22 protein-coding genes are annotated in these 25,560 nt (G+C 70.0%); 9 read left to right on the top strand and 13 right to left on the bottom strand.

Annotated features, from left to right (window positions below):
• The first annotated feature begins 295 nt into the window (after positions 1-295).
• Complete coding sequence (locus tag AC6LKG_RS01365) at positions 296-3,862, top strand: autotransporter outer membrane beta-barrel domain-containing protein (protein ID WP_498162145.1); 3,567 nt, start codon at positions 296-298, stop codon at positions 3,860-3,862.
• A gap of 73 nt (positions 3,863-3,935) precedes the next feature.
• On the opposite strand, the gene AC6LKG_RS01370 is transcribed toward AC6LKG_RS01365, so the two are convergent.
• Genes AC6LKG_RS01370 through AC6LKG_RS01390 form a run of 5 tightly spaced genes read right to left on the bottom strand, consistent with a single transcriptional unit; the run spans position 3,936 to position 9,045 of the window.
• On the bottom strand, positions 3,936-4,886 hold the full coding sequence (locus tag AC6LKG_RS01370; protein ID WP_498162147.1) for an NAD(P)H-dependent flavin oxidoreductase: 951 nt from the start codon (positions 4,884-4,886) through the stop codon (positions 3,936-3,938).
• 19 nt (positions 4,887-4,905) lie between these two features.
• Entirely contained in the window at positions 4,906-5,883 is a 978-nt protein-coding gene (locus tag AC6LKG_RS01375; RefSeq protein WP_498162149.1) for a Bug family tripartite tricarboxylate transporter substrate binding protein, read from the bottom strand.
• A 56-nt stretch (positions 5,884-5,939) separates the two neighbouring features.
• Positions 5,940-7,460, bottom strand: a complete 1,521-nt coding sequence (locus AC6LKG_RS01380; protein ID WP_498162151.1) for a class I adenylate-forming enzyme family protein — start codon at positions 7,458-7,460, stop codon at positions 5,940-5,942.
• A 17-nt stretch (positions 7,461-7,477) separates the two neighbouring features.
• Positions 7,478-8,650, bottom strand: a complete 1,173-nt coding sequence (locus AC6LKG_RS01385; RefSeq protein ID WP_498162152.1) for a thiolase family protein — start codon at positions 8,648-8,650, stop codon at positions 7,478-7,480.
• Entirely contained in the window at positions 8,647-9,045 is a 399-nt protein-coding gene (locus AC6LKG_RS01390; protein ID WP_498162154.1) for a Zn-ribbon domain-containing OB-fold protein, read from the bottom strand. The genes AC6LKG_RS01385 and AC6LKG_RS01390 overlap by 4 nt, the downstream gene beginning before the upstream one ends.
• A 195-nt stretch (positions 9,046-9,240) precedes the next feature.
• Between AC6LKG_RS01390 and AC6LKG_RS01395 the strand changes: the two genes are divergently transcribed.
• Genes AC6LKG_RS01395 through paaG form a run of 3 tightly spaced genes read left to right on the top strand, consistent with a single transcriptional unit; the run spans position 9,241 to position 12,372 of the window.
• Complete coding sequence (locus AC6LKG_RS01395; protein WP_498162155.1) at positions 9,241-10,431, top strand: acyl-CoA dehydrogenase family protein; 1,191 nt, start codon at positions 9,241-9,243, stop codon at positions 10,429-10,431.
• Between the two features lie 31 nt (positions 10,432-10,462).
• Positions 10,463-11,575 carry an acyl-CoA dehydrogenase family protein gene (locus AC6LKG_RS01400; protein WP_498162156.1) on the top strand — a complete coding sequence of 371 codons (1,113 nt, stop codon included), beginning with the start codon at positions 10,463-10,465 and terminating at the stop codon, positions 11,573-11,575.
• Positions 11,572-12,372 carry a 2-(1,2-epoxy-1,2-dihydrophenyl)acetyl-CoA isomerase PaaG gene (paaG, locus tag AC6LKG_RS01405; protein WP_498162158.1) on the top strand — a complete coding sequence of 267 codons (801 nt, stop codon included), beginning with the start codon at positions 11,572-11,574 and terminating at the stop codon, positions 12,370-12,372. Before AC6LKG_RS01400 ends, paaG begins: the two co-directional genes overlap by 4 nt.
• A gap of 95 nt (positions 12,373-12,467) precedes the next feature.
• Here paaG and AC6LKG_RS01410 read toward each other — a convergent pair whose 3' ends face one another.
• The gene (locus AC6LKG_RS01410) at positions 12,468-13,361 is read right to left on the bottom strand and encodes a LysR family transcriptional regulator (RefSeq protein ID WP_498162159.1); all 894 of its coding nucleotides are present in this window, start codon (positions 13,359-13,361) and stop codon (positions 12,468-12,470) included.
• Between the two features lie 136 nt (positions 13,362-13,497).
• On the opposite strand from AC6LKG_RS01410, the gene AC6LKG_RS01415 reads away from it, so the two are divergent.
• The 4 genes from AC6LKG_RS01415 to AC6LKG_RS01430 are packed head-to-tail and all read left to right on the top strand — an operon-like array spanning position 13,498 to position 17,300.
• Complete coding sequence (locus tag AC6LKG_RS01415) at positions 13,498-14,328, top strand: HTD2 family dehydratase (protein WP_498162161.1); 831 nt, start codon at positions 13,498-13,500, stop codon at positions 14,326-14,328.
• Positions 14,325-15,518, top strand: a complete 1,194-nt coding sequence (locus AC6LKG_RS01420; protein ID WP_498162163.1) for a CaiB/BaiF CoA transferase family protein — start codon at positions 14,325-14,327, stop codon at positions 15,516-15,518. Before AC6LKG_RS01415 ends, AC6LKG_RS01420 begins: the two co-directional genes overlap by 4 nt.
• Positions 15,515-16,348: an HpcH/HpaI aldolase/citrate lyase family protein gene (locus tag AC6LKG_RS01425; RefSeq protein ID WP_498162164.1), complete on the top strand. Its 834-nt coding sequence runs from the start codon at positions 15,515-15,517 to the stop codon at positions 16,346-16,348. The genes AC6LKG_RS01420 and AC6LKG_RS01425 overlap by 4 nt, the downstream gene beginning before the upstream one ends.
• A gap of 55 nt (positions 16,349-16,403) precedes the next feature.
• Positions 16,404-17,300 carry a sugar kinase gene (locus AC6LKG_RS01430; protein WP_498162166.1) on the top strand — a complete coding sequence of 299 codons (897 nt, stop codon included), beginning with the start codon at positions 16,404-16,406 and terminating at the stop codon, positions 17,298-17,300.
• Positions 17,301-17,362: 62 nt separating this feature from the next.
• Here the strand turns inward: AC6LKG_RS01430 and AC6LKG_RS01435 are convergent, their stop codons facing one another.
• The 4 genes from AC6LKG_RS01435 to hda are packed head-to-tail and all read right to left on the bottom strand — an operon-like array spanning position 17,363 to position 20,629.
• Complete coding sequence (locus AC6LKG_RS01435) at positions 17,363-17,845, bottom strand: 2-amino-4-hydroxy-6-hydroxymethyldihydropteridine diphosphokinase (protein WP_498162167.1); 483 nt, start codon at positions 17,843-17,845, stop codon at positions 17,363-17,365.
• A gap of 4 nt (positions 17,846-17,849) precedes the next feature.
• Complete coding sequence (pcnB, locus tag AC6LKG_RS01440) at positions 17,850-19,232, bottom strand: polynucleotide adenylyltransferase PcnB (RefSeq protein ID WP_498162168.1); 1,383 nt, start codon at positions 19,230-19,232, stop codon at positions 17,850-17,852.
• Positions 19,233-19,931, bottom strand: a complete 699-nt coding sequence (locus tag AC6LKG_RS01445) for an HAD family hydrolase (RefSeq protein WP_498162169.1) — start codon at positions 19,929-19,931, stop codon at positions 19,233-19,235.
• On the bottom strand, positions 19,928-20,629 hold the full coding sequence (hda, locus tag AC6LKG_RS01450; protein WP_498162170.1) for a DnaA regulatory inactivator Hda: 702 nt from the start codon (positions 20,627-20,629) through the stop codon (positions 19,928-19,930). The genes AC6LKG_RS01445 and hda overlap by 4 nt, the downstream gene beginning before the upstream one ends.
• Before the next feature lie 316 nt (positions 20,630-20,945).
• Here hda and purM point away from each other — a divergent pair, with 316 nt between their 5' ends.
• A complete protein-coding gene (gene purM / locus AC6LKG_RS01455) occupies positions 20,946-21,995 on the top strand; it encodes a phosphoribosylformylglycinamidine cyclo-ligase (RefSeq protein ID WP_498162172.1) in 1,050 nt (349 codons plus the stop codon).
• 61 nt (positions 21,996-22,056) lie between these two features.
• Here the strand turns inward: purM and AC6LKG_RS01460 are convergent, their stop codons facing one another.
• From AC6LKG_RS01460 to mutL, 3 genes are all read right to left on the bottom strand, one after another.
• The gene (locus tag AC6LKG_RS01460) at positions 22,057-22,551 is read right to left on the bottom strand and encodes a hypothetical protein (RefSeq protein WP_498162173.1); all 495 of its coding nucleotides are present in this window, start codon (positions 22,549-22,551) and stop codon (positions 22,057-22,059) included.
• Between the two features lie 84 nt (positions 22,552-22,635).
• Positions 22,636-23,592, bottom strand: a complete 957-nt coding sequence (miaA, locus tag AC6LKG_RS01465) for a tRNA (adenosine(37)-N6)-dimethylallyltransferase MiaA (protein WP_498162175.1) — start codon at positions 23,590-23,592, stop codon at positions 22,636-22,638.
• A gap of 3 nt (positions 23,593-23,595) precedes the next feature.
• Entirely contained in the window at positions 23,596-25,542 is a 1,947-nt protein-coding gene (mutL, locus tag AC6LKG_RS01470; protein WP_498162176.1) for a DNA mismatch repair endonuclease MutL, read from the bottom strand.
• Between the last annotated feature and the right edge of the window lie 18 nt (positions 25,543-25,560).

A 25,560-nucleotide genomic window follows, 5' to 3' on the forward strand; every position in this document is an offset into this window, starting at 1 on the left:
GCCGCGCCCTGGCCCAGGCCGGACGCGGCGGCCTGCGGGATGGCTGGAGACAGTCATTTTGTATTACATTCGGTGTCGATGTGCCCCCGGCGGGCGCAATATGTCGGCGCTCAACAATCGAAACGATGGCCTATCCGAGCGCTGGCGTCCCTATGATCGTCGCATAGCAAGGGAATGGCCGCGTCCTCTCGACCGCCGTTTGTCCTGCGCGGCGGGAAGCGAGAGGATATTCGTGGTTCAACGTAAACCCGGGCGTTCAGCCCCTGGCGCGCCTGTCGCCTTCCCGAAATTCCCGATGCCGGCCAGCCGCGATGCCGCGCCCGTCCGGTTGACTGTTGGCGCACGGTCCGTGCTGGCCGCCAGCAGCGCGGCGCTCGCGCTAGCCGTTTCGGGTTTGGCCGCCCCTGTCTGGGCCGCCTGTACAACGAGCGATACGAGCGGCTGTGGCGCAGCGGGCGGCGCCGGTTTCCCGGGGCGCAGCGGCGCCGGCGGCGCCGGCAACGGGCAGGGGGGCGGCTCCAGTCACCTCGACCCGAGTTCCGTGACGGTCCAGGACCCGGGAGGCTGGGGCGCCGCAGGCACGGGCGGCGCGGGGGCGGCCGGTGATGCAGGGGCGGCGCCAGCCAATGGCGCGGCGCTATCGCTTTTCGGTGCCGCCACCGTCGTCGGGGCTGTCACCGCCGACACCGGCAGTACCGGACCGGACGGAACCAACTTTGGCAGTGGTGGCAATGGCGGCAACGCCGGTCTCTATTACCAGGGCAGCGATATTAGCGTTTCCGCGACGGGGACGTTGACCGGAGGCCGCGGAGGCAACGGCGGCAATGCCGTCAACGGGGTCTCGGGCAACGGCGGTGGCGGGGGAGGCGGCGGCAGCGGCATGATGACGGTCGGAGCCACGACCTCGATCAGCAATAGCGGAACGATCGTCGGCGGCGCGGGGGGCAACGGGGGGGGCGGCGGCTTCAGCGGCGGCGGCGGGGCTGGCGGCGATGGCGTGCTGGTCCTGGGCGGCAACGGCACCATCACGAACGTTGGCATGATCTCGGGTGGCGCGGGCGGGGCCGCGGGCTCGGGGGCGTCCGGCAGCGCCGCAAACGGCGCAGGCGGCACCGGTGTCAACCTCGCCGGATCGAACAATATCCTTTTGAATGCCGGCACGATCACGGGCGGCGCCGGTACCGGCGGCGGGATCGGGGTGGTGACGCGCGGCGGGAATACGATCACGAATGCCGGCCTTATCATCGGCGCGCAGACAGGCGCGGGCGGAGTGCGCGCCGCGGCAATCGAATTCGGCGGTACGGGTAACCTGCTGAACCTGCTGACCGGCTCGGCGATTCTCGGCAATCTGTCGTTCGGCGCGGGGGCGACCGCCACCATCGCCGCGCAGCATACGGGCCTGGCGTTGAACAACGATGTCATCCTGGGCGATGCCGCCGCGGCCGTCACCTTCGATACCAGCACGACCGGCATGACGATGGCGGGCGTCATTGCGGGCGCGGGATCGCTGAATGTGATCGGCGCCAACACATTGACGATGTCGGGAGCCAATACCTTCACGGGCGCGACGACGATCAGCAACGGCACGCTCGCGCTGGTCGGCGGCGGCAGCCTTGCCAGCTCCTCGGGCGTCGCGCTGAACTCGGTGCTCGATATCTCCGGCGTGACGGCCGGCGCGTCGATCCAGGCGCTTTCCGGCACGGGGACGCTGCGGCTCGGCGCGCAATCCTTGACGCTCACCAACGCCACGGGCACGTTTGGCGGCGATATCGTCGGCACGGGCGGGGTGCGTCTGGCCGCCGGCACGCAGACGTTGGCCGGCGTGAACACCTATGCCGGCGCAACCACGATCGATAGCGGCGCAACCCTCAGGCTCAGCGGCGGCGGCAGTGTGGCGGCGTCCAGCGGCGTAACCAACAACGGCACGCTCGACCTGTCGGCCACGGCGGGCGGCGCGTCCCTGGCAAGCCTGTCGGGCAACGGCGTGGTCGCGCTTGGCGCCCGCACGCTGACGCTCACGAATGCGTCGGGCGTCTTCTCCGGTGTCATCGACGGCACGGGCGGATTGACGCTCAACGGCGGTACGCAGACGCTCTCAGGAGCGAACACCTACACTGGCGCGACGACCATCAACGGCGGCACGCTGGCCCTGGCCGGAGCAGGCCGGCTGGCCTCGGCTTCGACCATCTCGCTCGTGGGCAGCGGCGCGACGTTGGATCTGTCGGCAGTGGCCGGGCAAACGCTTTCCGGGCTGTCCGGCCAGGCCGGCACGCGGATGCTTGTTGGCGCGAACACGCTGACGGTCGATTCGGCGAGCGATGGCAGCTATGCCGGCCAGCTTGAAGGCAGCGGCGCATTTGTCAAACAAGGTGCTGGCATGTTGGTGCTCAACGGCGCCAGCACGGCGTTCACGGGAACGACGACCGTGGGCGGGGGACGGCTCGAAGTGGGCGATGCCAGCCACGACGGCGCAGTGCTCGGCGGTAACGTGTCGGTGGGCGCGCAGGGGGTGCTGGGTGGGCACGGCACGATTCTCGGCGATGTCGCCAATGGCGGTACCGTGTCGCCGGGTGGTTCGATTGGCACACTGAGCGTCAGCGGCAACTATACCCAGGCATCCACCGCGACACTTGCGATTGAAGTGAGTCCAACGGCCGCATCGTTGCTGAAGGTATCGGGCAGCGCGAATCTGGATGGCACGCTGGCGATCACGTATGCGCCCGGTACGTATTCGGCCGCGCGTTACAGCGTGTTGAGCGCCGCGAACGGCGTGAGCGGGCGGTTTGCGTCGGTTACGACCACGCAGGCGGCGGGGGCGAACCTTGGCGGCCTGCCATCCACCCTGGCCTACGGCGCCAACGATGTCACGCTGTTGCTGGGTGACGCCCCGCTGGTCGTCGCGCCGATCCATACGAGCATCTACACGGCGCTCGGCACCGCAGCCTTGATGAGCGCCCAGTCTGCCACCGACGCGGTGCTGGATCGCGCCACGCGACGCACTGTCGAAACGGGTCTTGGTTCGGGCGATGCGATCGGGAGGCCGGTTCTTGCGTCGGTCTGGGCCAACGCAACGGGGGTGCATGGCCGCCTATCCGGCGTGAACGGGCAACCCGGCTTCCAGGAGAACCAATATGGCTTCCTGGCCGGCGCGGAAAGCCGGCTGGAGCGCAACACCTTTGGCCTGGCGGCCGGCTATACCCACGCCGATCTTTCGGAAGCGCGCACCGAAAGCTCGGGCACGCGCGACACGCTGCGCCTGGCCGCTTATGCGGGGCGCGAGATGGGGCCGGTCGATTTGGCGGCCACGGTCGGCTATGGCCTGCATTTCCTTTCGCAGAAGCGCCCGTTCGCGAACGCGGGCACAGCCAGGGGCGATCATATCGGGCAGGAATTCACGGCGGCGGCGCAGGCAAGCGCGCCGATGGCGCTGGGCGGCCTGGTGATGACGCCACGGGTGGGGCTGCGCTACGCCTACTACCACGCGAACGGTTTCGACGAGAGCGGCGCGGGCGAGCAGAGCCTGCGCGTTGGCGCGGACACGGCCCGCAGCCTGCAGCCGTTTGTCGGCGTGAGCTTCGACAAGGCGTTCGGCGATACGCGGCGGCCCGTGAATCTTCAGTTCCGGGTTGCCTATGCACACGAACTGCTCGACACCGACCGCGCGGTCACGGTGGCGTCACAGGATGGCACGCAGTTCACCGCGCCGGGGACCAACCTGCCGCGCAACTTCGTGACCCTCGGGGCCAGTGTCGGGGTGGCCCTGGCCAAGCGCTTCGACGTTTCTCTGGCCTACGATGCGCTCGTCAATACCGGGGGGGCGTCGTCGCAGGCGGGAAGTGTCAAGGTGAGCTATCGGTTCTGACGGGCCCGCGTCGCGGCCATCGTCCGGAACGTTCCCCGGGGGCATGGGCGCGGCGTCGTGGCCGCCCGCCGCTTCAGCGCAGCAGCGCCGCCCTGGCTTCGCGGTATTCCGCTTGCAACAGGTTGACCAGTTCCTGCACGGATAGCAATTCCTGCGTGGCGCCGACCCCTTGACCCGCGCTCCAGATGTCTTTCCAGGCCTTGGGTCGGGTGGTCTTGTCGAGGTTGGGCGGCGGGGCGTCCGCGGGTAGCCGGGCGGGATCGAGGCCGGCGGCGCGGATGCTTTCGCTCAGGTAGTTGGCGGGCACCCCGGAGAAGTACGGGGTGTAGGTGACGTCGGCGGCCTGGGCGCGCAGGATCATTTCACGGTAGGCGTCGTTGGCCAGGGATTCGCGGGTGGCGATGAAGCGCGTGCCCATGTAGGCAAAGTCGCAGCCCAGGGCCTGGGCGGCGAGGATGTCCTTGCCATGGCTGATGCAGCCGGACAAGGCCAGGGGGCCGTCGTAGAAGGCGCGGACTTCGTTGACCAGGGCGAAGGGGTTGAGCTGGCCGGCGTGGCCGCCCGCGCCGGCCGCGACCAGGATCAGGCCGTCTACCCCGGCGTCCAGGGCGCGGCGCGCGTGGCGCACACTGGTGACGTCGTGGTAGACCTGGCCGCCGTAGGCGTGGACGGCGCGCACCACGGCCTCGGGCGGATGCAGCGAGGTAATGAGCAGCGGCACGCGGCGCTCGGCGCAGATGGCCAGGTCGCCCTGCCAGCGGGCATTGCTGGGGTGGACGATGAGGTTGACGCCGTAGGGAGACACGACCGCGCCGGGGGCCGCCCTGCGCGCGCTGGCCAGCCGGTCCTCGATGCGGCTGATCCACTCGTGCAGTTGCTGCTGCGGCCGCGCATTCAGCGAGGGAAAGGTGCCGATGATGCCGGCGCCGCATTGCGCCGCCACCAGGTCCGGGCCGGAGACCAGGAACATGGGGGCGCCGATCAGGGGCAGTCGGGTCTGCGTGCGCAATGCGGGTGGCGTCATGGGCGGTTTCCGGTCGGCGTCAGTTGGCCTGGATGTTGGCGCTTTTGATCACATCGGCCCACAAGGCATATTCGCGGTCGATGCGTTGCTGCAGGGCGGCGGCGTCGCCGGTGTTGATGGTGTAGCCGCCGTCGGTCATGGCGCGGCGGAAGGCGGGGTCCCGCGACACCTCCGACAGGGCGCGCGTCAGGCGCGTCCGCACGCCGTCGGGCAGTTTGCGCGGGCCGACCAGCGCGTACCAGCCGACCACCTCGTAGTCCTTCAGGCCGGCCTCGATCATGGTCGGCACGTCCGGCAGTTCGGGGTTGCGGGTGCGCGAGGTCACCGCCAGCGCGCGCGCCTTGCCGCTCTTGATGAACGGGATGGCCGTGCTGGTGATGTCGAACATGAAAGTGATCTTGCCGCTGACCACATCCATCATGGCGGGCGAGTTGCCGCGATAGGGCACGTGCAGCATGGGCACGCCGGCCTGCTTCTTCAGCAGTTCGGCCGACAGGTGGTTGGAGGCGCCAATGCCGGCCGAGCCGAACGACACGGCATCCGGGTGGGAACGGGCATAGTCGACCAGGCCGGCGACGTCGCGGGCCGGGATCTGCGGGCCCACCAGCAGGACATTGGCATAGTCCACCACCAGGCCGATCAGCGAGAAATCCTTGCGCGGATCGAAGAGGGTGCTGCGTTGCACCAGCGGCGACATGGTCAGTGTCGGGCTGGCGGCGAAGCCCAGCAGGTAGCCGTCGGGGGGCGCCTTGGCAGTGGCGTCCGAGGCGATCATGCCGCTGGCGCCGGCGCGGTTCTCGACCACCACGGCCTGGCCCAGCTTGTCGCCGAGGTATTTGGCGAAGACGCGCGCGGTGGTGTCCACCGGGCCGCCGGGGGCGTAACCCACCAGCAGACGGATGGGACGGTCGGGGTAGGCGCTGTCGGCGGTGGCGCGGGCGCCGGTCGCCATGGCCGCCACGGCGGCGGCCGCGGCAAGCAGGGTCTTGATGTTCACGCTCATGTCTCCTTGTGTAAGCGGGCCGGTCGCGGAGCGGAACAGCAGGTCCGCGCCTACGCCAGCCTTTCTTTCAGCGGTTGCTTGAGGATCTTGCCGCTGACGGTGGTGGGAATCGTGTCGATACAGTGGATCTGCGCGGGCCGCTTGTACGGCGCCAACTGGGCGCGCAGGTGCAGCATCAGCAGATGGGTGTCCAGGCGCGCGCCGGCCAGGGGCTCGACGAAGGCGATGACCTCTTCGTTGTGGTCCGCCGTGGGGCGGCCGACGACTGCGGACAGGCGCACGCCGGGAAAGGCGTTGATGACCGCTTCCACTTCGATCGGGTAGACGTTGAAGCCGGAGCGGATGATCAGGTCCTTGGAGCGGCCCGCGATGTATAGCGCGCCCTGCTCGTCCAGGTAGCCGATGTCGCCCGTGGCAAGCCAGCCGCCGGGCAGCAGCGCCTGCGCCGTCTGCGCCGGGTCGCGGTAGTAGCCCAGCATTACGCCGGGGCCGCGGATCAGGATGTCGCCGCGTTCGCCGGGCCGAGGCGGGTCGGCGTCGGGACGGCCGATGCGCAGCTCGACGCCGTCCACCGCGTAGCCGGCGCTGCAGTCCGCGGGCGGGGCGTCGATGTCGGTGATGAACATGGAGCCGGCGTATTCGGTGATGCCGTAGCCGTGGTGCATCGGCACGCCGAAGTAGCGTTCGGCGTCGCGCTTGAGCGTGGGGTCGAGCGCCGCGCCGCCGGTGTAGACGTAGCGCAGCGCCGGTGCGCGCAGTTCGCCGCGCGGCGGCGCGGCCGCCAGCAGGCGGTTGAACATGGTCGGCACGCCCTGCAGGATACTGATGCCGGGATGGGCCAGCGCCTTGAAGGCATCCTCGGGATCGAAGCGGCTGCGCAGCACCAGGCTGGCGCCGGCGTGCAACGTGGCCATCAGCACGGTGGCGATGCCGAAGATGTGCGACAGCGGCAGGGCGGCGTAGCCGATGTCGCGCGGCGTCAGGCGGCGCGATGCGGCCGAGACGCCGGCGAAGTGCAGCAGGCCGCGATGCGGCACCATGACGCCCTTGGGGGCGCCGGTGGTGCCGGAGGTGTAGATCACGGTGGCGACCTCGGCCGCGATGCCGCCGCGCTCGGGTTGGGTTGGCGTGTCCGCACGCAGCGCCCGCACGCCCGGGCCCCAGGCGGCGGCATCGGCGGCTTGCGCGCTGGCCGCTTCGGCGTGGGCGGCAGCGGCCGATGAGGCGCCGCTGGTGTAGAGCGTGATCTCGGGCTTGGCATGGCTGCTGATGGCGGCGATTTCGCGCGCCGACAGGCGCGCGTTCACGCCTACGGGCCAGGCCCCGATGAGGCCGCAGCCGAACAACGCGGCGATCATGGCGGCGCAGTTCTCGCCGACCATCAGCACGCGATGGCCCGGCCGCACGCCCGCCGCCGCCAGCCAGTCGGCCGCGTCCTGCGTCCGTTGCCAGAGCTGCGCATAGGTCAGGATGCCGCCGCCTTCCTCGTACAGGCAGATGGCGTCGGGCTGGCTGCCGGCCTGGCGGGCCAGCAACTGGTGGATGCGGGTGAGCGGTTCGGCGTGCGACATGGTTGCTGCGGTCGGGGTCAGAGGGTGGCGGCGGTGCCGAGGATGGCGGTGGCCTGGCTGGACAGCGTGCCGCCGTTGCCGTGCACCAGCGCCAGCTCGGCGCCGGCCACCTGGCGCGCGCCGGCTTCGCCGCGCAGTTGCCGCACGGCCTCGATCATGATGAAGACGCCGTACATGCCCGGATGCACGCAGCACAGGCCGCCGCCGTTGGTGTTGACCGGCAGCCGCCCGCCCGGGGCGATGGCGCCGTCGGCGATGAAGTCCTTGCTCTCGCCCTTGGCGCAGAAGCCCAGGTCCTCCAGGAACAGCAGGGTGTTGATGGTGAAGGCGTCGTACAGCTCGACCACGTCGATGTCGCGGGGCGCCACGCCGGCCATGGCGTAGGCGCGGCGGCCTGATTCGCTGGCGGCGGTGACCGTCAGGTTCTCCATCGACGAGATCTGCCGGTTCCAGACGGCGGTGGCGTTGCCCAGCACATAGACCGGCGGGCGCGGCAGGTCGCGGGCGCGGTCGGCGTGCACCAGCACATAGGCGCCGGCGCCATCGGTGACCAGGCAGCAATCGCGTACGGTCAAGGGATCGGACACCATGCGCGCGCCCAGGATCTGTTCCAGCGTGGCCGGTTCGCGCAGTTGCGCCTCGGGATTGAGCTGCGCCCACTGGTTGGCGGCCAGCGCGACCTGCGCCAGGTGTTCGCGGCGGGTGCCGTACTGGTGCATGTGGCGCGCCGCGGCCAGCGCATATGACGACAGTGGGCTCAACGGGTCATACGGCGTCTCGTAGGGCTGCGGATCGAACTGCTTGCGCACACGGCCGATCTCGGCGCGGCTCAGCGTCGAGGTGCGCTGGGTGCTGCCATAGCAGACCAGCACCGCGCTGCACTGGCCCGAGGCCAGCGCGTGCAGCGCCGGCAGCAGGTGCGCCACGAAGCTGGAGCCGCCCAGCATGGTGCTGTCGATGAAGCTGGGGCGGATGCCCAGGTGCTCGATGACGGGCATCGCCCACATCGGCGCGGCCACGCTGGCGGTGCAGATGCCGTCGATGTCGCGCATCGTCAGGCCGGCGTCGGCCACCGCGCGCTGCGCCGCCTGCACCAGGATTTCCATTTCGGTGTAGCCGTGAGCCTGGCCCAGGCCGGCATGGCCGACACCCGCCACCGCGACGGCGCCGCGCAGATCGTTCAGCGTCATGGCGCCTCCTTGTTGGGAATGAATACCAGCAGGCCACGGCCTTCCTTCACGGCCACCTGGGCCCGCACCGCCATGCCGATGCGCACCGCGTCAGGCGCCACGCCCTCGACCCGGCTCATCAGGCGCACGCCTTCGGCAAGATCGATCAGCGCCACGTTGTAGTCGCCGCCCGCCTCGGGCTTGCGCCGCACCACGGTGGTGGAATAGACGGTGCCGCGGCCATCGGGCGTTTTCCAGGACAAGGCCTCTGCGCCGCAATGCGGGCAGATCATGCGGGGATAGAACACGGCGCGGTCGCAGGCCTCGCAATGCTGGATCTGGAAGCGTCCGTGGTCGAGCGCCTGGCGGTACTGCGCCTCGACGCCTTCGGTGGCGCGTGGGTCGGTTGCGGTCATTGCATACGGTTCCGGATGGACGAGCCGCCAGTGTCGGGGCTGGCGCGGGCCGGTGCCATTCTTCATTGCTGAAGCAGGCCTTTTGCCGGCCCGTAGTGCCCGTGCCCTACACCGAGGCAAAAGCCGGTCTTCCGCAACCGCAGATTGTCCGGCGCCGGGTCGCCATGGCTAGATAGCCGCCAAAGGAGGTAGGCCATGAATCTGACCTGGACGCCGGAGGAGATCCGGTTCCGCGAAATGGTGCGCGCGTTCGCCGCCGAGCGGCTGCCGCGGGACATCCGCGACAAGGTGCGCCGGCACCAGCGGCTGGAACGCGACGACTACGTGCGCTGGCACAACATCCTGGCCGACCAGGGCTGGGGCGCGCCGAACTGGCCCGTCGAGCACGGCGGCACCGGCTGGAACGCGCTGGAACGGCTGATCTTCGAAGTGGAATGCTTCAAGGCCGGCGCGCCGCGCCTGTTGCCGTTCGGCCTGTCCATGATCGGGCCGGTGCTGATGAAGTACGGCAGCGCCGAACAGCAGGCGCGTTTCCTGCCGCGCATGCCGCGGGTGCAGGATTGGTGGTGCCAGGGCTATTCCGAGCCCGGCTCCGGGTCGGACCTGGCCTCGCTCAAGACCCGCGCAGTGCGCGACGGCGACGAATATGTGGTCAACGGCCAGAAGACCTGGACCACGCTGGCGCAATACGCCGACTGGATGTTCTGCCTGGCGCGCACCGACCCCGAGGCGCGCGCCCAGCGCGGCATTTCGATGCTGCTGCTGGACATGCGCGCGCCGGGCGTGACGGTGCGCCCGATCCGCACGCTGGACGGCGGCCACGACGTCAACGAAGTATGGCTGGAGAACGTGCGGGTGCCGGCCGCCAACCTCGTCGGCGAAGAGAATCAGGGCTGGACCTACGCCAAGTATCTGCTGGGCCACGAACGCACCGGCATCGCCGGCCTGGGCCATTGTCACCGCGAACTCGGCATCCTCAAGGACATGGCCGCCCAGGCCACCGCGCGCGGCCGGCCGTTGCTGGCCGACAGCCGCATGCGCGACCGCATCTCGCGCATCGAGGTCGACATCATGGCGCTGGAGATGCTGTTGCTGCGCGTGGCGGCAAGCAACGGTGGCACGCCCGGTCCGGAAGCCTCGGTGCTCAAGATCCGAGGTTCCGAGATCCAGCAGGACCTGGCCATGCTGCAGATGGAAGTGGCCGGCCCCGATGCCTGGCCCTACGACCCCGAATGGATGCTGGCCGAGGCCGCCTATCACGGTCCGGGCCCGGAGATGGCGGCGGCCTCGGGCGCCGGCTATGCCGACATGCGCAAGACTTCCATCTACGGCGGCACCACCGAAGTGCAGAAGGGCATCATCGCCCGCCTGGTGCTGGGCCTGTAGGCCCGGTCCGCATCCGCAAGGAAAACGACGCATGGATTTCCTCTATACCGAAGAACAGCGCATGCTGGCCGACAGCCTGCGCCGCCTGGTGGACCAGGCATGGACCCGGCCGCAGCGGCGCGCCCGCGAGGCCGCGGGCCGGCTCGATGCGGCCGCCTGGGCCGCGCTGGCCGAGCTGGGCGTGCTGGGGCTGAACATTGCGCAGGAGGCGGGCGGCTTCGGCGAAGTGCCGGCCAGCCTGCTGCCGGTGCACCTGGAACTGGGGCGCGGGCTGGTGGCCGAGCCTGTGATCCCGAGCGCCGTGATGGGCGCGGCCCTGATCGGCGCCTGCGACGCCGCCGCGCGTGAGCGTTGGTTGCCCGCCATCGCCTCGGGTGAGCAGGTGGTCAGCGTGGCGTACCAGGAACCCGGACGCCGCTACCAGGCCGATCCGAATGACTGCCGCGCAACGCGCGACGGCAACGGCTGGCGTTTGGACGGCGCCAAGCACCTGGTGTGGCATGGCGCCGCGGCCCATGCCTGGTTGGTGAGCGCGCGGGCCGACGACGGCGCCACGCTGCTGCTGGCGGTGCCGGCGGATGTCACTGGGGTACGCGTCACCGACACGCCGACGCTGGACGGCGCGCGCTGCGCCCGCCTGGATTTCGACGCGGCATCGCTTGGCGCGGACGCACTGCTGGCGCGGGGCGAGGCGGCCGACGCGGCACTGGCGCAGGCACTGCAGTGGGGCACGGCCGCGCTATGCGCCCACGCGGCGGGCGCGATGGAGCGGTTGCTCGAAATCACCGTCGACTATCTCAAGACGCGCAAGCAGTTCGGCCAGCCGCTGGCCGCGTTCCAGGCCTTGCAGCACCGCCTGGCGGAAATGCTGGTGGCCAAGGAACTGGCGCTATCGATGGCCTACGTGGCGGTGGCCGCGTTGACCGAACCCGACCCGGCGCAACGCCGCCGCATGCTGGCCTCGGCCAAGCTCGAAACCGCGCGCGCGGGCCGGCTGGTGGCGCAGATGGCGGTGCAATTGCACGGCGGCATGGGCATGACGGACGAGCTGGAGGTGGGCGACTACTTCAAGCGCCTGACGGTGGCGGACCTGCTGCTGGGCGACAGCGCCGAGCAACTGGCGGTGCTGGAGGAACTGGCATGAGCCATGACCGCTACACCGAGATCACGCTCACGCTGGAGCAGGGCGTCGGCGTCATCACCCTGAACCGCCCCGAGCGCCTGAACAGCTTTACTGCCGTCATGCACGCCGAGCTGGCGCGGGCGCTGGATACGCTGGAGGCGCACGCCGGCTTGCGCGGCGTGATCCTCACCGGCGCCGGCCGCGGCTTCTGCGCGGGCCAGGACCTGGGCGAGCGCAAGCCGGCCGAGGACGGTTCGCGCCGCGACCTGAGCGAGAACCTGGAAAAACTGTACAAGCCGCTCATCCTGCGGCTGCGCGCGCTGCCGGCGCCGGTGGTGTGCGTCATGAACGGCGTGGCGGCCGGCGCCGGCGCCAGCCTGGTGCTGGCGTGCGACGTGGTGTTCGCGGTGGAGTCGGCGCGTTTCATCCAGGCCTTCAGCAAGATCGGCCTGTTGCCGGACGCGGGCGGCACCTGGTTCCTGCCGCGCCTTGTGGGCTCGGCGCGGGCCATGGGCGCCGCCTTGTTCGGCGAGGCCGTCAGCGCGCGCCAGGCCGAGGCCTGGGGGCTGATCTGGCGCGTGGTGCCGGACGCGGACCTGGAGGCCACCCTGGCTGACTTGCGCGCCACGCTGGCGGCCGGACCGACCCGCGCCTATGCCGCCACCAAGGCCGCCCTGCATGCGTCCAGCGGCAACACGCTGGCGCAGCAGTTCGACCTGGAATGCGCCTTGCAGCGCGAGCTGGGCTACACCGACGACTACCTGGAGGGCATGCGCGCCTTCGCGCAGAAGCGCGCGCCGGCGTTCACGGGGCGCTAGGGCCTGCGGCGCGAGGCAGCGTGTCGTGTGAACAGCCTGCTGGACGTGGCATCGCGGCCCGCGGGACGGTCGAGGCGCCTCCCGCCGCCAGCGCGTCAGGCGGCCGCCGGCTGCCGGATCTGCTCGATCAGCTCACGCGCGCAGCCGGGCAGGGCGTCGACGTCGCGCACCAGCAGCTTGCGTTCGCGCACCACCCAGGGCTCGTCCAGCTCCACCACCCGCAGCTTCATTTCCGCGCCGTAGCGGCGCGCGGCGGAATCCGGGATCACGCCGACGCCGACGCCCGCCTGCACCATGCGGCAGATCGAATCGAAGCTGTAAAGCTGGATGCGCTGCGGCAGGCGCTGGCCGATGCGCTCGAACTGGTCGCGCAGGAACGCCACCAGGGTCGAGCCCTCGTGCATGGTGATGAACGGGTAGCGCACGGCGTCGGCCAGCTTGACCTTGTCCTGGTCCTGCAATGCATGGCCGTTGGGCACCACCAGCACCAGGCGGTCGGTGCTGAAGTGGATGGCCTGCAGTTCGGGCGCGTCGACCGGCCCGGCGACGATGCCCAGGTCGGTGGTGCCGTCCAGCACGCCGCGCACGATGTCGCGCGTCAGGCGTTCCTGCAGGTCGACCGTGACGCCGGGGTGGCCCGCCAGGAACCGCGCCAGGATGTCCGGCATGAATTCGGTGACCGCCGTGGTGTTGGCGAAGATGCGGATGTGGCCGGCGTCGCCGTCGGCCTGTTCCTGGAAGTCGTGCTTCAGGTGATCCACCTGGCGCATGATGACCCGCGCATGCTGCAACAGCCGCTGGCCGGCCGGGGTGATTTCCACGCCGCGGCTGTCGCGGTACAACAGACGGGTATTGAGCTGGTTCTCCAGCGCCTTGATGCGCACGCTGACCGCGGCCAGCGACAGGTGGGCGCGCTTGGCGGCCTGCGTCAGGCTGGGGGATTCGGCGATGTGGATGAACAGGCGGAGGTCGGCGAGATCGAAGTGCATGGCGCCTATATTACGGCGGTCGGCGCCGGGCGCACGATTCAGGCGCCCCAAAGCCGGCCTTGAGGAAAAATGAATTCACAGTGTCCCCGCCATGCGGGATGCTAGCCCCCAGATCAATCATCAGAGGAACATCGGCATGACATCGACAGACCCGGCCGGCTGGATCGGCAGCGGCGAGCGCCAGGCGGACGCGCTGGATCCCGGCCATGCGGCGCGCGTCGCCGCCACGCTGGGCGGCCCGGCGCCGGCCGTGGGGGACCCCTTGCCCCCCTTGTGGCAATGGGCGTTCTTCATCAGCACGGTGGCGGCCGATGGCTTGGGGACGGATGGGCACCCGGCCCGCGGCGGCTTCCTGCCGCCGGCGCAGGACCGCAACCGCATGTGGGCCGGCGGCCGCGTCGAATTCCGCCAGCCGCTTAGGGTGGGCGTGCCGGCCGAACGGGTTTCGGTGGTGGCCGACGTCAAGGAAAAGGCCGGCCGCACCGGCGCGCTGCTGTTCGTGACGGTGCGCCACGAGTACCGCCAGGACGGCGAGGTGGCCATCCTGGAAGAGCAGGACATCGTCTACCGCCAGCCCACGCCGCCCAAGCTCGCCGGCACCGAGCCGGCGCCGCAGGCGCAGTGGCGCGACACCATCGAGCCGACCTCGGTGCTGTTGTTCCGCTATTCGGCCGTGACCTTCAACGGTCACCGCATCCATTACGACCATCCCTACGTCACCGGCACCGAGGGCTATCCGGGCCTGGTGGTGCACGGCCCGCTGATCGCCACCGAGATGGTCGCCGCCTTCATGCGCGCCCATCCCGGCGCGCGCCCCACGCACCTGTCGTACCGCGGCCTGCGGCCGCTGATTTCGCCCGCGCCCTTCCAGGTGGCCGGCCGCATCGACGAGCCCGGCCTGGCCCGCCTCTGGGCCGAGCAGGACGGCACGCTGGCCCACCAGGCCGAACTGAGGTTTACCGCATGAGCACGCCAGCCCCCCGCCCGCTGGACGGCATCACCGTCGTCAGCCTCGAACACGCCATCGCCGCCCCGTTCTGCACCCGCCAGTTGGCGGACATGGGCGCGCGCGTCATCAAGATCGAACGTCCCGGCGCGGGCGACTTCGCCCGCGGCTACGACGAGCGCGTGCGCGGCCTGTCGTCGCACTTCGTCTGGACCAACCGTTCCAAGGAAAGCCTGACGCTGGACCTCAAGCGCGAGGAAGCCGGCGACATCATGGAACGCCTGCTGCAACAGGCCGACGTGCTGGTGCAGAACCTGGCGCCCGGCGCCGCCGCGCGCCTGGGGCTGTCGTTCGAGGCGCTGCATGCCAGGTACCCGCGCCTGATCGTCTGCGACATCTCCGGCTACGGCGAAGGCGGCCCCTACCAGGACAAGAAGGCCTACGACCTGCTGATCCAGAGCGAAAGCGGCTTCCTGTCGGTCACCGGCACCGCCGACGACCCGGTCAAGGCGGGTTGCTCCATCGCCGACATCTCGGCCGGCATGTACGCCTATTCCGCCATTCTCAACGCGCTGCTGCTGCGCCAGAAGACCGGCCTGGGCAGCCGCCTGGACGTCTCCATGCTCGAAAGCATGGTCGAGTGGATGGGCTTTCCGATGTACTACGCGTTCGAGGGCGCGGCGCCGCCGGTGCGCGCCGGCGCGGCCCACGCCTCGATCTATCCCTACGGTCCGTTCCCCACCGGCGACGGCAATACCATCATGCTGGGCCTGCAGAACGAACGCGAATGGCGCGTGTTCTGCGCCCAGGTGCTGCGCCAGGCCGAGCTGGCCGAGGACCCGCGCTTCGCCACCAACTCGCTGCGCACCGCCAACCGCGAGGCCCTGCGTGCGCTGATCGTGGCGGCCTTCGCCGACCTCAGCGTGCAGCAGGTCACCGACCGGCTGGAAGACGCGCAGATCGCCAACGCCCGGGTCAACGACATGGCCGGAGTCTGGGCCCACCCGCAATTGCGGGCGCGCGACCGCTGGAGCCAGGTCGACAGCCCGGCCGGCGCGCTGCCGGCGCTGCTGCCGCCGGCCAGCAGCAATGCCTTTGAGCCGCGCATGGCGGCGGTGCCCGCCGTGGGCCAGAACACGGATGCGGTGCTAGCATCACTGGGATACGCGCCCGAACAGGTGGCGCGCTTCCATGCTTCGGAGGTGGTGTGATGCATTCCGTCGTTCGTACCGCGCTGTTCGTGCCGGCGTCCCGTGCCGAACGCATTCCCAAGGCGCTGGCCAGCGGCGCCGACGCCGTCATCGTCGACCTGGAAGACGCGGTCGAGCACCTGGCCAAGGCCTCGGCCCGCGAGGCGCTCTGTGATTTCCTCGGCACGCAGCCGCGCGCGCGGGTCTGGGTGCGCATCAATGACGCCTCCACCTCGTGGCACGACGACGACCTCAAGGCCTGCCGCGGCAAGCCCGCGGTGGCCGGCATCCTGCTACCCAAGGCCGAAAGCCTGGCGCAGGTGCGCCACGTGGCGCAGACTGGGCTGCCGGTCATTCCCATTCTGGAAACCGCGCGCGGCATCCTCAACGCCGCCGAGGTCGCCGGCACACCCGGCGTGGCGCGGCTGGCGTTCGGCAGCCTCGACTACGGCCTGGACCTGGGCCTGGCGCCGGACACCGCCGGCGCCGAGGCCGTGCTGGACCAGGCCCGCGTGCAGGTGCTGCTGCAAACCCGCGCGGCCGGGCTGGCGCCGGCCCTGGATGGCGTGTTCCCGGGCGTCCAGGACCAAGCCGGGCTGTCCGCCGCCGCGGCGCGCGCCCAGCAGATGGGGTTCGGCGGCATGCTGTGCATTCATCCCGCGCAGGTGCCGGTGATCCACGCCGCCTTCGCGCCTGATCCGGCCGAGCTGGCCTGGGCCCGCCGCGTGGTCGACGCGCACCGCGACAAGGCCGCCGGCACCTTCATGCTGGATGGCAAGATGGTGGACGCGCCCGTCATCACCCGCGCCCGCCGCGTGCTGGCGCAGGCCGGCGAAGCCAGCGCCGGTTGATCCCGTCCGGCGTTGTCCGGCCTACAATCCGGCAACCCTTTCCGCGGACGGTCTCATGAGTGCAGCGCTTTTCATCGGGCATACCTATATCGACGTCACCGTGCTGGCCGACGAATGGCCCACCGGCGACGAGAAAAGCGTGGCGCGCGACTACGCCGTGTCGTTCGGCGGCAATGCCGTCACCGCGGCGTTCGCCTGCGGCAAGCTGGGCACCAGGCCCGACCTGATCTGCTCGTTGGCGCCGGACTGGCTCGGCCACATGTACACCGACATGGCGGCCGCGCACGGCGTTACGCTGCACGGGCGCCAGGTGCGGCGCTCGTCACTGTCGTTCATCATGCCCAACCATGGCAAGCGCGCCATCGTGCGGGCCCGCGATGCCGATTACCTGAACGATTTCCCGCGCCTGGACGTCGATGGCTATCGCGCGCTGCACCTGGACGGCCACCAGCCCGACGCCGCGCTGCACTATGCGCGCGCCTGCCGCCAGGCAGGCATCCTGACCTCGCTGGACGGCGGCGGCGTGCGCGAGAACACCGACGAACTGCTGCGTTACATCGACGTGGCCGTGTGCGCCGAACGCATGTGCGAACAGCTCGACCTGTCGCCGCACGGCTTGCTGGACCTGCTCAAGCAGCGCGGTTGCCGCATCGGCGCGGTGACGCTGGGCGAGCGCGGCATGCTCTGGTATGACGAAAGCGGCAAGGTCGACACGCTGCCGTCGCTGGACGTGCCGGCCGACCGCATCATCGATACCTCCGGCGCGGGCGACGTGTTCCACGGCGCCTATGTCTGGTCGTACGTGAACCGCCCCGAGCTGGCCTGGAAGGAACACTTCACCTTCGCCCGCGCCGCCTCGGCGCACAAGATCCAGCACCTGGGCAACGAGGCCGGCCTGCCTGCCATGGACGACGTCGAACGCGCCATGCTGGCGTTCGCGCCCAAGGCCTGAAGGGGCCGGGGCCGATCCGTAGGGAAATCAGGAAGAGAGCAAACCGCGCCGCCGGGCGCGGTTCAATCCAGCCGTTCGATCGGTTGGTCGGCGATGTCGCCGAGCCAGGCGTCGAGGCCGCGGCCGGCCAGCGTCAGCGCCGGCGCCAGGTCGCGCAGCGGGCGCAGCACGAACGCGCGCTGTTGCATACGCGGATGCGGCAGGATCAGGCGTTCGTGCGCCATGGCGGCGTCGCCATGCAGCAGCAGGTCCAGGTCGAGCGTGCGCGGCGCGTTGCGGTAGGGCCGTTCGCGGCCGTGGCGCAATTCCAGGGCCTGCAGCAGGTCCAGCAGGTCCAGCGGCGCCAGGGTGGTGTCCAGGGCCGCGACCGCATTGACGAAATCCGGGCCGGTGGCATCCACCGGCGCCGTGCGGTAGAACGGCGAGGCCGTCACCGCCAGAATGCCGTCGGTGGCGGCCAGTTCGGCCAACACTTCGCGCAGCGTGGCCGCGCTGTCGCCCAGGTTGGCGCCCAGCCCGACATAGGCGCGCACGGGGGCGGCCATGGGCTTATTCGGCGTTGCCGGGGTTGCCGCCACCGCCTGCGCCGCGCGAGGGCGAGCGGCGGCGCGGGCGGCGCTTGCGCGCGGCCGGCGCCGGGCCGTCGCCGCCATCGCGCGGCAGGCGCGAGACTTCCTCGATCATGTCGGCGCGGGTGGCATCGTCGGCATTGGCCAGGTCCATCCACCACTGCGCCAGCACGCTGTCGAACTCGCCGGCGGCCGCGCGCAGTTGCAGGAAGTCGCAGGCGGCGCGAAAGCGCGGCTGCTCGATCATGCGGAAGATGGTCTTGCCCATGCGGCGCTCGAAGCGCGGCTGCATGAACCAGATCTCGCGCATGTCCGACGAGAAGCGGCGCTGGATTGCGAGCTTCTCGGTCTGCTCGTCGAGCACCGAGTCGGCGGCCTGCGACAGTGCCGGGATGGTGTGCTCGCCCTGGGCGCGCAACTGCTTCCAGCGCACCTCCACCTGCTGCCACAGCAGCGCGGCGAACAGGAAGCTGGGGCTGATGGTCTTGCCGGCGCGCACGCGGGCGTCGGTGCGTTCCAGCGCCAGTTCCACGAAGTGCTCGCCGCCCGGCTGTTCCAGCACCACGTCCAGCAGCGGCAGCAGGCCGTTGTGCAGGCCGTCGGCGCGCAACTGGCGCAGGCAGTCCATGGCGTGGCCGCAGGTCAGCAGCTTGAGCATCTCGTCGAACAGGCGCGAGGCCGGCACGTTCTCGATCAGGTCGGCCATGGTGCGGATCGGCTGGCGCGTGGCCGGGTCGAGCGTGCCGTTGAGCTTGGCGGCGAAGCGCACCGCGCGCAGCATGCGCACGGGATCTTCGCGGTAGCGCTTGGCCGGATCGCCGATCATGCGGATCTGGCGCTTCTTCAGGTCGGCCACGCCGTTGTGGAAGTCGATCACTTCCTCGTTGTGCGGGTCGTAGTACAGCGCGTTCATGGTGAAGTCGCGGCGTGCCGCGTCTTCCTCGTGCGTGCCGAACACGTTGTCGCGCAGGATGCGGCCGTGAGCGTCGGTTTCCTGGTCTTCCGAGGCGGGGGCGCGGAAGGTGGAGGTCTCGATGATCTCCTGGCCGAACACCACGTGCACCAGTTGGAAGCGGCGGCCGATGATGCGGGCGCGGCGGAACAGCGGGCGGATCTGTTCGGGCGTGGCGTTGGTGGCGACGTCGAAGTCCTTGGGTTCCAGGCCGACGATCAGGTCTCGCACCGCGCCGCCGACGATATAGGCTTCATAGCCATGCTGGCGCAGCACCTCGCACACCTTGATGGCGTGGCGCGAGACATTGCGGCGGTCGATGCCGTGCTTGTCGCGTCCGATGCGCAAAGGCCCCCGGGCTGCCGGCGCGAACAGTCGGCCGACGAATTTTTTTATGGTTTCGGTGATCATTTAGGACTTGGCATCTATGACGTGGTCGAACAGATCGATCACTTGCCAGCCGCGTTCCTGGGCGATGGCGCGCAGGGTGGGGCTGGGGTTGGCGGCGATCGGGCGGGTCACCTTTTCGAGCAGCGGGACATCATTGACCGAATCGCTATAGAAAAACGATTCTGGGAAATCCGCAAGCCCCAGGCCCATGGCGCCCAGCCAGTCGTTCACGCGCACCACCTTGCCTTCCTTGAAGCTGGGGGTGCCGAGGATGCGGCCGGTGTAGCGGCCGCGTTGGACTTCGGCGTCGGTGGCCACCAGATGGGGGATGCCGAAGGCGCGGGCGATGGGGGCGGTGACGAAGCTGTTGGTGGCGGTGACCACGGCGCACAGGTCGCCGGCTTCCAGGTGCGATTCGACCAGTTCGCGCGCGGCGGGGGTGATCGACGGGCGGATGACCTCGGCCATGAAGTCCTCGTGCCAGGCGGCCAGCTCGAACGGCGCGTGCGCCGCCAGCAGGCCCAGCATGAACTCGGCGGCCTGTTCGGCGGTGAGCTCGCCGCGGTTGTAGCGGTCCATCAGGTCGTCGTTGCGGCGGCGGGCCTCGTCGGGATCGCCGGCGCGGCCGGTGCGCGCCAGGTAGTCGGCCCATTGGTAGTCGCTGTCGAGCGGCAGCAGGGTGTGATCCAGGTCGAACAGGGCGAGACGTCGGGAGGTCATGTGCGTTGCGAATCAGGGTCTGCGAGCATGGCGCGCAGCAGGGGCAGGGTGATGGGACGGCCGGTGGCCAGGGAATAGCGGTCCAGCGCGTCCAGCAACGCCGCCAGCTTGCGGATGTCGCGCTCGTGGTGCGTCAACATCCAGTTGATGATTTCGGGCGCCAGGTGCAGGCCGCGTTCGGCCGCCTGGGCCGCCAGCGCCGCCAGCTTGTCGGCGTCGGACAGCGGGTCGAGGCGGAACACCAGGTCCCAGCCCAGCCGGGTGCGCAGGTCTTCGCGCAGCGGCATCGACAGCGTCGAGCGGTCGCCGGCCACGGCCAGCGCGAAGGCGCGGCCGGTGGCGGCCGACTCGCGCCAGCGGTTGTACAGGGCAAAGAGGCCGGCCTGGCGGTGTTCGTCCATGAGGTGCACGTCGTCCACCGCCACGAATTTGGGCATGGGCGACTTGGAGTCGGCCTCGGCCAGCACGCGCAGGATGTTGGCGCTGTTGGCCGCCTCGATGTAGACGGCGTCGGGGCGCGCGGTCAGCGCGCGCAGCAAGTGGCTGCGACCGCAGCCGGCCGAGCCCCAGAGGTACAGCGCGCGGCCGGGAGCGAGCGTGCGCACGGCCGCCAGCGCCTCTCCGTTGGGACCGGCGATGAAATTGTTCAGCGAGGGCGCTGGCGCGGGAAGAACGTCGAGCAGAAGCTGGCGGTTCATGAGAGGTTATCGATCAGGCGGGTAGAGCCAGGCTTCGGGGTGAGCCCATGGCCGGCGGCGACGTTGCCCGCCAGAAACTGGCAAAATCGCTATCGGCCAACCCTACACTTTAAACCACCCGGGGCGCCGGTGTCGCGTCCAAGTCCATTGACTGGCGTGGGTTTGCGCCAAAATGGCGCCGTGCCGGGCCGGGGCCGTCCCGCCCGCCGCCGACGGCTTTCGCCGGACGCCGGCCTGGACCGGGCCGCAACATCGTAAAATGCAGGGCGTTCCACCCCAATTCCCAGCAATTGTTACATATCCCACGGCATTTCTCATGACGAATCAACCCAAAGCTCCCCTGACCTACCGTGACGCCGGTGTCGACATCGACGCGGGCGACGCCCTGGTCGACCGTATCAAACCGCTTGCGGCGCGCACCATGCGCCCCGGGGTGCTGGCCGGTATCGGCGGCTTTGGCGGCCTGTTCGAAGTGCCCAAACACTACAAGGAGCCGGTGCTGGTCTCGGGCACCGATGGCGTGGGCACCAAGCTGCGCCTGGCGTTCGACTGGAACCGCCACGACACCGTCGGCATCGACCTGGTGGCCATGAGCGTCAACGACATCCTGGTGCAGGGCGCCGAGCCGCTGTTCTTCCTGGATTACTTCGGTTGCGGCAAGCTTTCGGTGGACACGGCGGCGGCGGTGGTGGGTGGCATCGCCAAGGGCTGCGAACTGTCGGGCTGCGCCCTGATCGGCGGCGAAACCGCCGAAATGCCGGGCATGTACCCCGATGGCGAATACGACCTGGCCGGGTTCGCGGTGGGCGCGGTCGAGAAGTCGGCCATCATCGACGGCAAGTCGATCAAGGTCGGCGACGTGGTGCTGGGCCTGGCGTCCAGCGGCGCGCACTCGAACGGCTATTCGCTGCTGCGCAAGATCCTGGAACGCGCCGGCGCCAAGCCCGACGACGACTTCCACGGCCAGCCGCTGGTCGACGTGGTCATGGCCCCGACCCGCATCTACGTCAAGCAGGTGCTGGCCGCGCTGGCCAAGCACGGCACCGCCATCAAGGGCCTGGCCCACATCACCGGCGGCGGCCTGCTGGACAACGTGCCGCGCATCCTGCAGGACGGCCTGTCGGCCCGCCTGCGGCGCGACAGCTGGGAAATGCCCAAGCTGTTCCAGTGGCTGCAGCAGCAGGGCGGCGTCGAGGACACCGAGATGTATCGCGTCTTCAACTGCGGCATCGGCATGGTGCTGGTGGTCGATCCGGCCCAGGCCGACGCCATCGCCGCCACCCTGCGCGAGCAGGGCGAAACCGTCAGCAAGCTGGGCGAGATCGTCGCGCAGACCGAAGGCATGCCGCAGACCGTGGTGGTCTGAGCCGGCTGGCTTCGCAATCAACAACCCGCCCTGGTGGCGGGTTTTTTCTTTCGCAGTCCGGCTAGAAGAACTTGACCCGGCCCGCATCCTCGCGGAATTCTTCTCCCGTATCCAGTTCCGTGCGCCAGATGGTGTCGTGAACGGACAGAAAGCCACGCACCTCCCGGTTGGCGTCCCGCGCGTCGCGCCAGGCCGACTGGAACCAGGCGAGGTAGGTCTCCGTCATTATTTCGCGCAGTTCATCGCCGAAGTCGTCGTCCTCGTTGTCCATGGCTTCGGTCAACGCGGCGTCGACATCGGGCGGAATCAACGGGTACTGCAATGCCAGCCGCAGGCCCCGTCCACAGTAGCCGGAGCGCGTGTTCAAGGGAATCGCGACGGGAGTGAACGACTCCCAGTCGTACTCGAAGTGGATGGCGTCCACGGTTTCCCTGGAAACGCCCTGGTCCAGCGTGAACGGGCGTTCGCGGAGCAACCGTTGGATTTCGCCGGTCAAGGCCTCGTTCTGCTTGCGCAGCATGGCGGCAAAAGAGGTGCTTGCTTCGTTGATGTCCATCGTCTCGATATCCAGTGATTGGTCGCCGCCGCGGGCGGCCGGTTGCGGCGAAAGGCCTGGCCCGAAGGCCCGCATCCACTTGCGTCAGGGCGCGTCGGCCAATGCCGTGGCAACCGCGTCGATGGTCTGCGCCACCGCGTCGGCCGCCAGGCAGTCGACGATCACGCGCTCGGGCTGGGCGCGCAGCCAGGTGATCTGGCGCTTGGCCAGCTGGCGGGTGGCGGCGATGCCCTGTTCGCGGGCTTCCTCCAGGCTGATCTCGCCATCGAGGTGGGCCCACATCTGGCGATAGCCGACGCAGCGCACCGACGGCAGGCCCGGGTGCAGGTCGGCGCGCGCGTGCAGGCCGCGCACCTCGTCCAGCAGGCCGTTGGCCAGCATGGCGTCGAAGCGCTGTTCGATGCGCGCGTGCAGCGCGGCGCGCGCCGAGGGTTCCAGGCTGATGGTCAGGTAGCGATTGTCGTCGTCGCCGGCGGCGGCGCGCTGGCGGCCGAGCAGCGTCGACATCGGCTGGCCCGACAACTGGCAGATCTCCAGCGCGCGCTGGATCCGCTGGCTGTCGTTGGGCGCCAGGCGCGCGGCGGTGACGGGGTCGAGCCGCGCCAGGTCGGCGTGCAGCGCCGGCCAGCCGTCACGGGCGGCGCGCGCTTCCAGCTCGGCGCGCAAGGCCGGGTCGGCCTGCGGCAAGTCGTCCAGGCCGTCGCGCAGCGCCTTGTAGTACATCATGGTGCCGCCGGCCAGAAGCGGAATGCGGCCGCGCGCGCGGATCGCGTCGATCAGACGCAGCGCGTCGGCGCGGAATTCGGCCGCCGAATACGACTGTGCCGGGTCCCGGATATCCAGCAGGTGCTGGGGCACCTGCGCTTGTTCGGCCGACGACGGCTTGGCGGTGCCGATGTCCATGCCGCGGTAGATGGTGGCGGAATCGACGTTGATGATTTCCAGCGGCCAGCGTTCGGCCAGCGCCAGGGTGGAGGCGCTCTTGCCGGCCGCGGTGGGGCCGGCCAGGCAGATGACGAGGGGAGGGGCGGACACGGACAAGATCTATTGCCCGCGCAGGAACAGCTTGTCCAGGTCGGACACCGACCACTGCACCCAGGTCGGCCGGCCGTGATTGCACTGGTCGGCGCGCTCGGTGGCTTCCATCTGCCGCAGCAGGCCGTTCATCTCTTCGATCGTGAGCTTGCGGTTGGCGCGCACCGAACCGTGGCAGGCCATGGTCGAGAGCAGTTCGTTGCGCTGTTCGGTCAACAGGCGCGACACGCCCACGCCGGCCAGGTCGCGCAGCACGGCGCGCGCCAGCGTCTCGATGTCGCCGCGCGCCAGGATGGCGGGCACCGAGCGCACCGCGATCGACGTGGGGCCCGAGGGGCGCATCTGGAAGCCGAGGTCTTCCAGCTGTCCCTCGAATTCCTCGACCACCGCCACATCCTTTTCCTGGGCGTGGAACACCACCGGCACCAGCAGGTCCTGGCGCGGCAGGCTGCGCGCGTCCAGCGCCTGCTTGAGTTGTTCGTAGACCACGCGCTCATGGGCCGCGTGCATGTCCACCAGCACCATGCCGCGGCGGTTCTGCGCCAGGATGTAGATGCCGTGCAACTGGCCCAGCGCCATGCCGAGCGGATGTTCCTCGTCGGCCGGCAGCGTCGGCGCGGGCGCTGCCTGCGGCGCCAGCGCCGCCACGTCGCGCAGCGGCTCGACGCGCGCGGCGGTGTCTTCGGTCAGCGGGCGATATAGCGACTGCCAGTCGGCGGCGGGAATCCCGGCCGGCTCGGCGTGCAGGCGGAACGGCACTTGGGTATGCGGGCGCTGCGGCGCCGGCGAGGGCCGCAGGCCGTAGGCGGGCGCGGCGCCCGGGCTGGCGCCGGCATAGCCGGGGCGGGGCGTGTCGGCCGGCGTGGAGGCGGGCAAGCCGCCGGTTGTCGCGGGCGCTGACGGCGCCACGGTCTCGAATCCTCCGTCGTCATCGCGCGTCGCCGCGGCCGGCGCCACCGCCGACGAGCCGCCGGTCTGCGCCAGCGTCTGGCTGACCGCGTGGTTGACGAAGCGGTGCACGGCGCCACTGTCGCGGAAACGCACCTCGTGCTTGGCCGGATGCACGTTGACGTCGACCGCGGCCGGGTCGATGTCCAGGAACAGCACGTAGGCCGGCTGGCGGTCGCCATGCAGCACGTCGGCATAGGCGGCGCGCAGCGCGTGGCTGACGGTGCGGTCACGCACGTAGCGGCCGTTGACGTACAGGTACTGCCGGTCGGCGCGGGCGCGGGCCGCCGTGGGGCGGGTGATCATGCCGGCCAGGCTGACCGTGCCGACGCTGTGCGACAGCAGCAGGCCGTGTTCGGCGAATTCCGCGCCCAGCACGTCGCGGATGCGCTGCGGCGGTTCGGCCGGCAGCCATTGGCGCTGCGCGCGGTCGTGGTGGAACAGGCGGAAGGCGATCTGCGGGTGGGCCAGGGCGATGCGCTCCATGGCGTCGACGCAGTGGCCGAATTCGGTGGCTTCCGAGCGCAGGAACTTGCGCCGTGCCGGCACCGCGTCGAATAGTTGGCGCACGTCCACGGTGGTGCCCGGCGGGCCCGAGGCGGGGGTGACCTGCATGCTGCCGGCCTGGATCTGCCAGGCGTGCTCGCCGTCGCGGGTGCGCGAGATGATCGACACCTGCGCCACCGAGGCGATCGAGGCCAGCGCCTCGCCGCGGAACCCCATGGACGCGACCGATTCCAGCTCGTGCAGGTCGCGGATCTTGCTGGTGGCGTGGCGCGCCAGCGCCAGCGGCAATTCTTCCGGCGGAATGCCGCCGCCGTCGTCGGTCACGGCGATGCGGCGGATGCCGCCGCCCTCCAGGCGCACCTCGATCGCGCGGGCGCCGGCGTCGATGGCGTTCTCGAGGATTTCCTTGAGCACCGAGGCGGGTCTCTCGATCACCTCGCCCGCGGCGATCTGGCTGATCAGCAGATCGGGCAGCGCAAGAATGGAGCGGCGTTCTGTCATGGGGTATTCCGGTGTAGC

This window comes from Achromobacter sp. 46006 (genome assembly GCF_059761975.1).

Coding starts and splice junctions, on each gene's coding strand:
- AC6LKG_RS01365 (WP_498162145.1), top strand. CDS start 296: ATGCCGGCCAGCCGCGATGCCGCGCCCGTCCGGTTGACTGTTGGCGCA.
- AC6LKG_RS01370 (WP_498162147.1), bottom strand. CDS start 4,886: ATGACGCCACCCGCATTGCGCACGCAGACCCGACTGCCCCTGATCGGC.
- AC6LKG_RS01380 (WP_498162151.1), bottom strand. CDS start 7,460: ATGTCGCACGCCGAACCGCTCACCCGCATCCACCAGTTGCTGGCCCGC.
- AC6LKG_RS01385 (WP_498162152.1), bottom strand. CDS start 8,650: ATGACGCTGAACGATCTGCGCGGCGCCGTCGCGGTGGCGGGTGTCGGC.
- AC6LKG_RS01390 (WP_498162154.1), bottom strand. CDS start 9,045: ATGACCGCAACCGACCCACGCGCCACCGAAGGCGTCGAGGCGCAGTAC.
- AC6LKG_RS01395 (WP_498162155.1), top strand. CDS start 9,241: ATGAATCTGACCTGGACGCCGGAGGAGATCCGGTTCCGCGAAATGGTG.
- AC6LKG_RS01400 (WP_498162156.1), top strand. CDS start 10,463: ATGGATTTCCTCTATACCGAAGAACAGCGCATGCTGGCCGACAGCCTG.
- paaG (WP_498162158.1), top strand. CDS start 11,572: ATGAGCCATGACCGCTACACCGAGATCACGCTCACGCTGGAGCAGGGC.
- AC6LKG_RS01410 (WP_498162159.1), bottom strand. CDS start 13,361: ATGCACTTCGATCTCGCCGACCTCCGCCTGTTCATCCACATCGCCGAA.
- AC6LKG_RS01415 (WP_498162161.1), top strand. CDS start 13,498: ATGACATCGACAGACCCGGCCGGCTGGATCGGCAGCGGCGAGCGCCAG.
- AC6LKG_RS01420 (WP_498162163.1), top strand. CDS start 14,325: ATGAGCACGCCAGCCCCCCGCCCGCTGGACGGCATCACCGTCGTCAGC.
- AC6LKG_RS01430 (WP_498162166.1), top strand. CDS start 16,404: ATGAGTGCAGCGCTTTTCATCGGGCATACCTATATCGACGTCACCGTG.
- AC6LKG_RS01435 (WP_498162167.1), bottom strand. CDS start 17,845: ATGGCCGCCCCCGTGCGCGCCTATGTCGGGCTGGGCGCCAACCTGGGC.
- pcnB (WP_498162168.1), bottom strand. CDS start 19,232: ATGATCACCGAAACCATAAAAAAATTCGTCGGCCGACTGTTCGCGCCG.
- AC6LKG_RS01445 (WP_498162169.1), bottom strand. CDS start 19,931: ATGACCTCCCGACGTCTCGCCCTGTTCGACCTGGATCACACCCTGCTG.
- hda (WP_498162170.1), bottom strand. CDS start 20,629: ATGAACCGCCAGCTTCTGCTCGACGTTCTTCCCGCGCCAGCGCCCTCG.
- purM (WP_498162172.1), top strand. CDS start 20,946: ATGACGAATCAACCCAAAGCTCCCCTGACCTACCGTGACGCCGGTGTC.
- AC6LKG_RS01460 (WP_498162173.1), bottom strand. CDS start 22,551: ATGGACATCAACGAAGCAAGCACCTCTTTTGCCGCCATGCTGCGCAAG.
- mutL (WP_498162176.1), bottom strand. CDS start 25,542: ATGACAGAACGCCGCTCCATTCTTGCGCTGCCCGATCTGCTGATCAGC.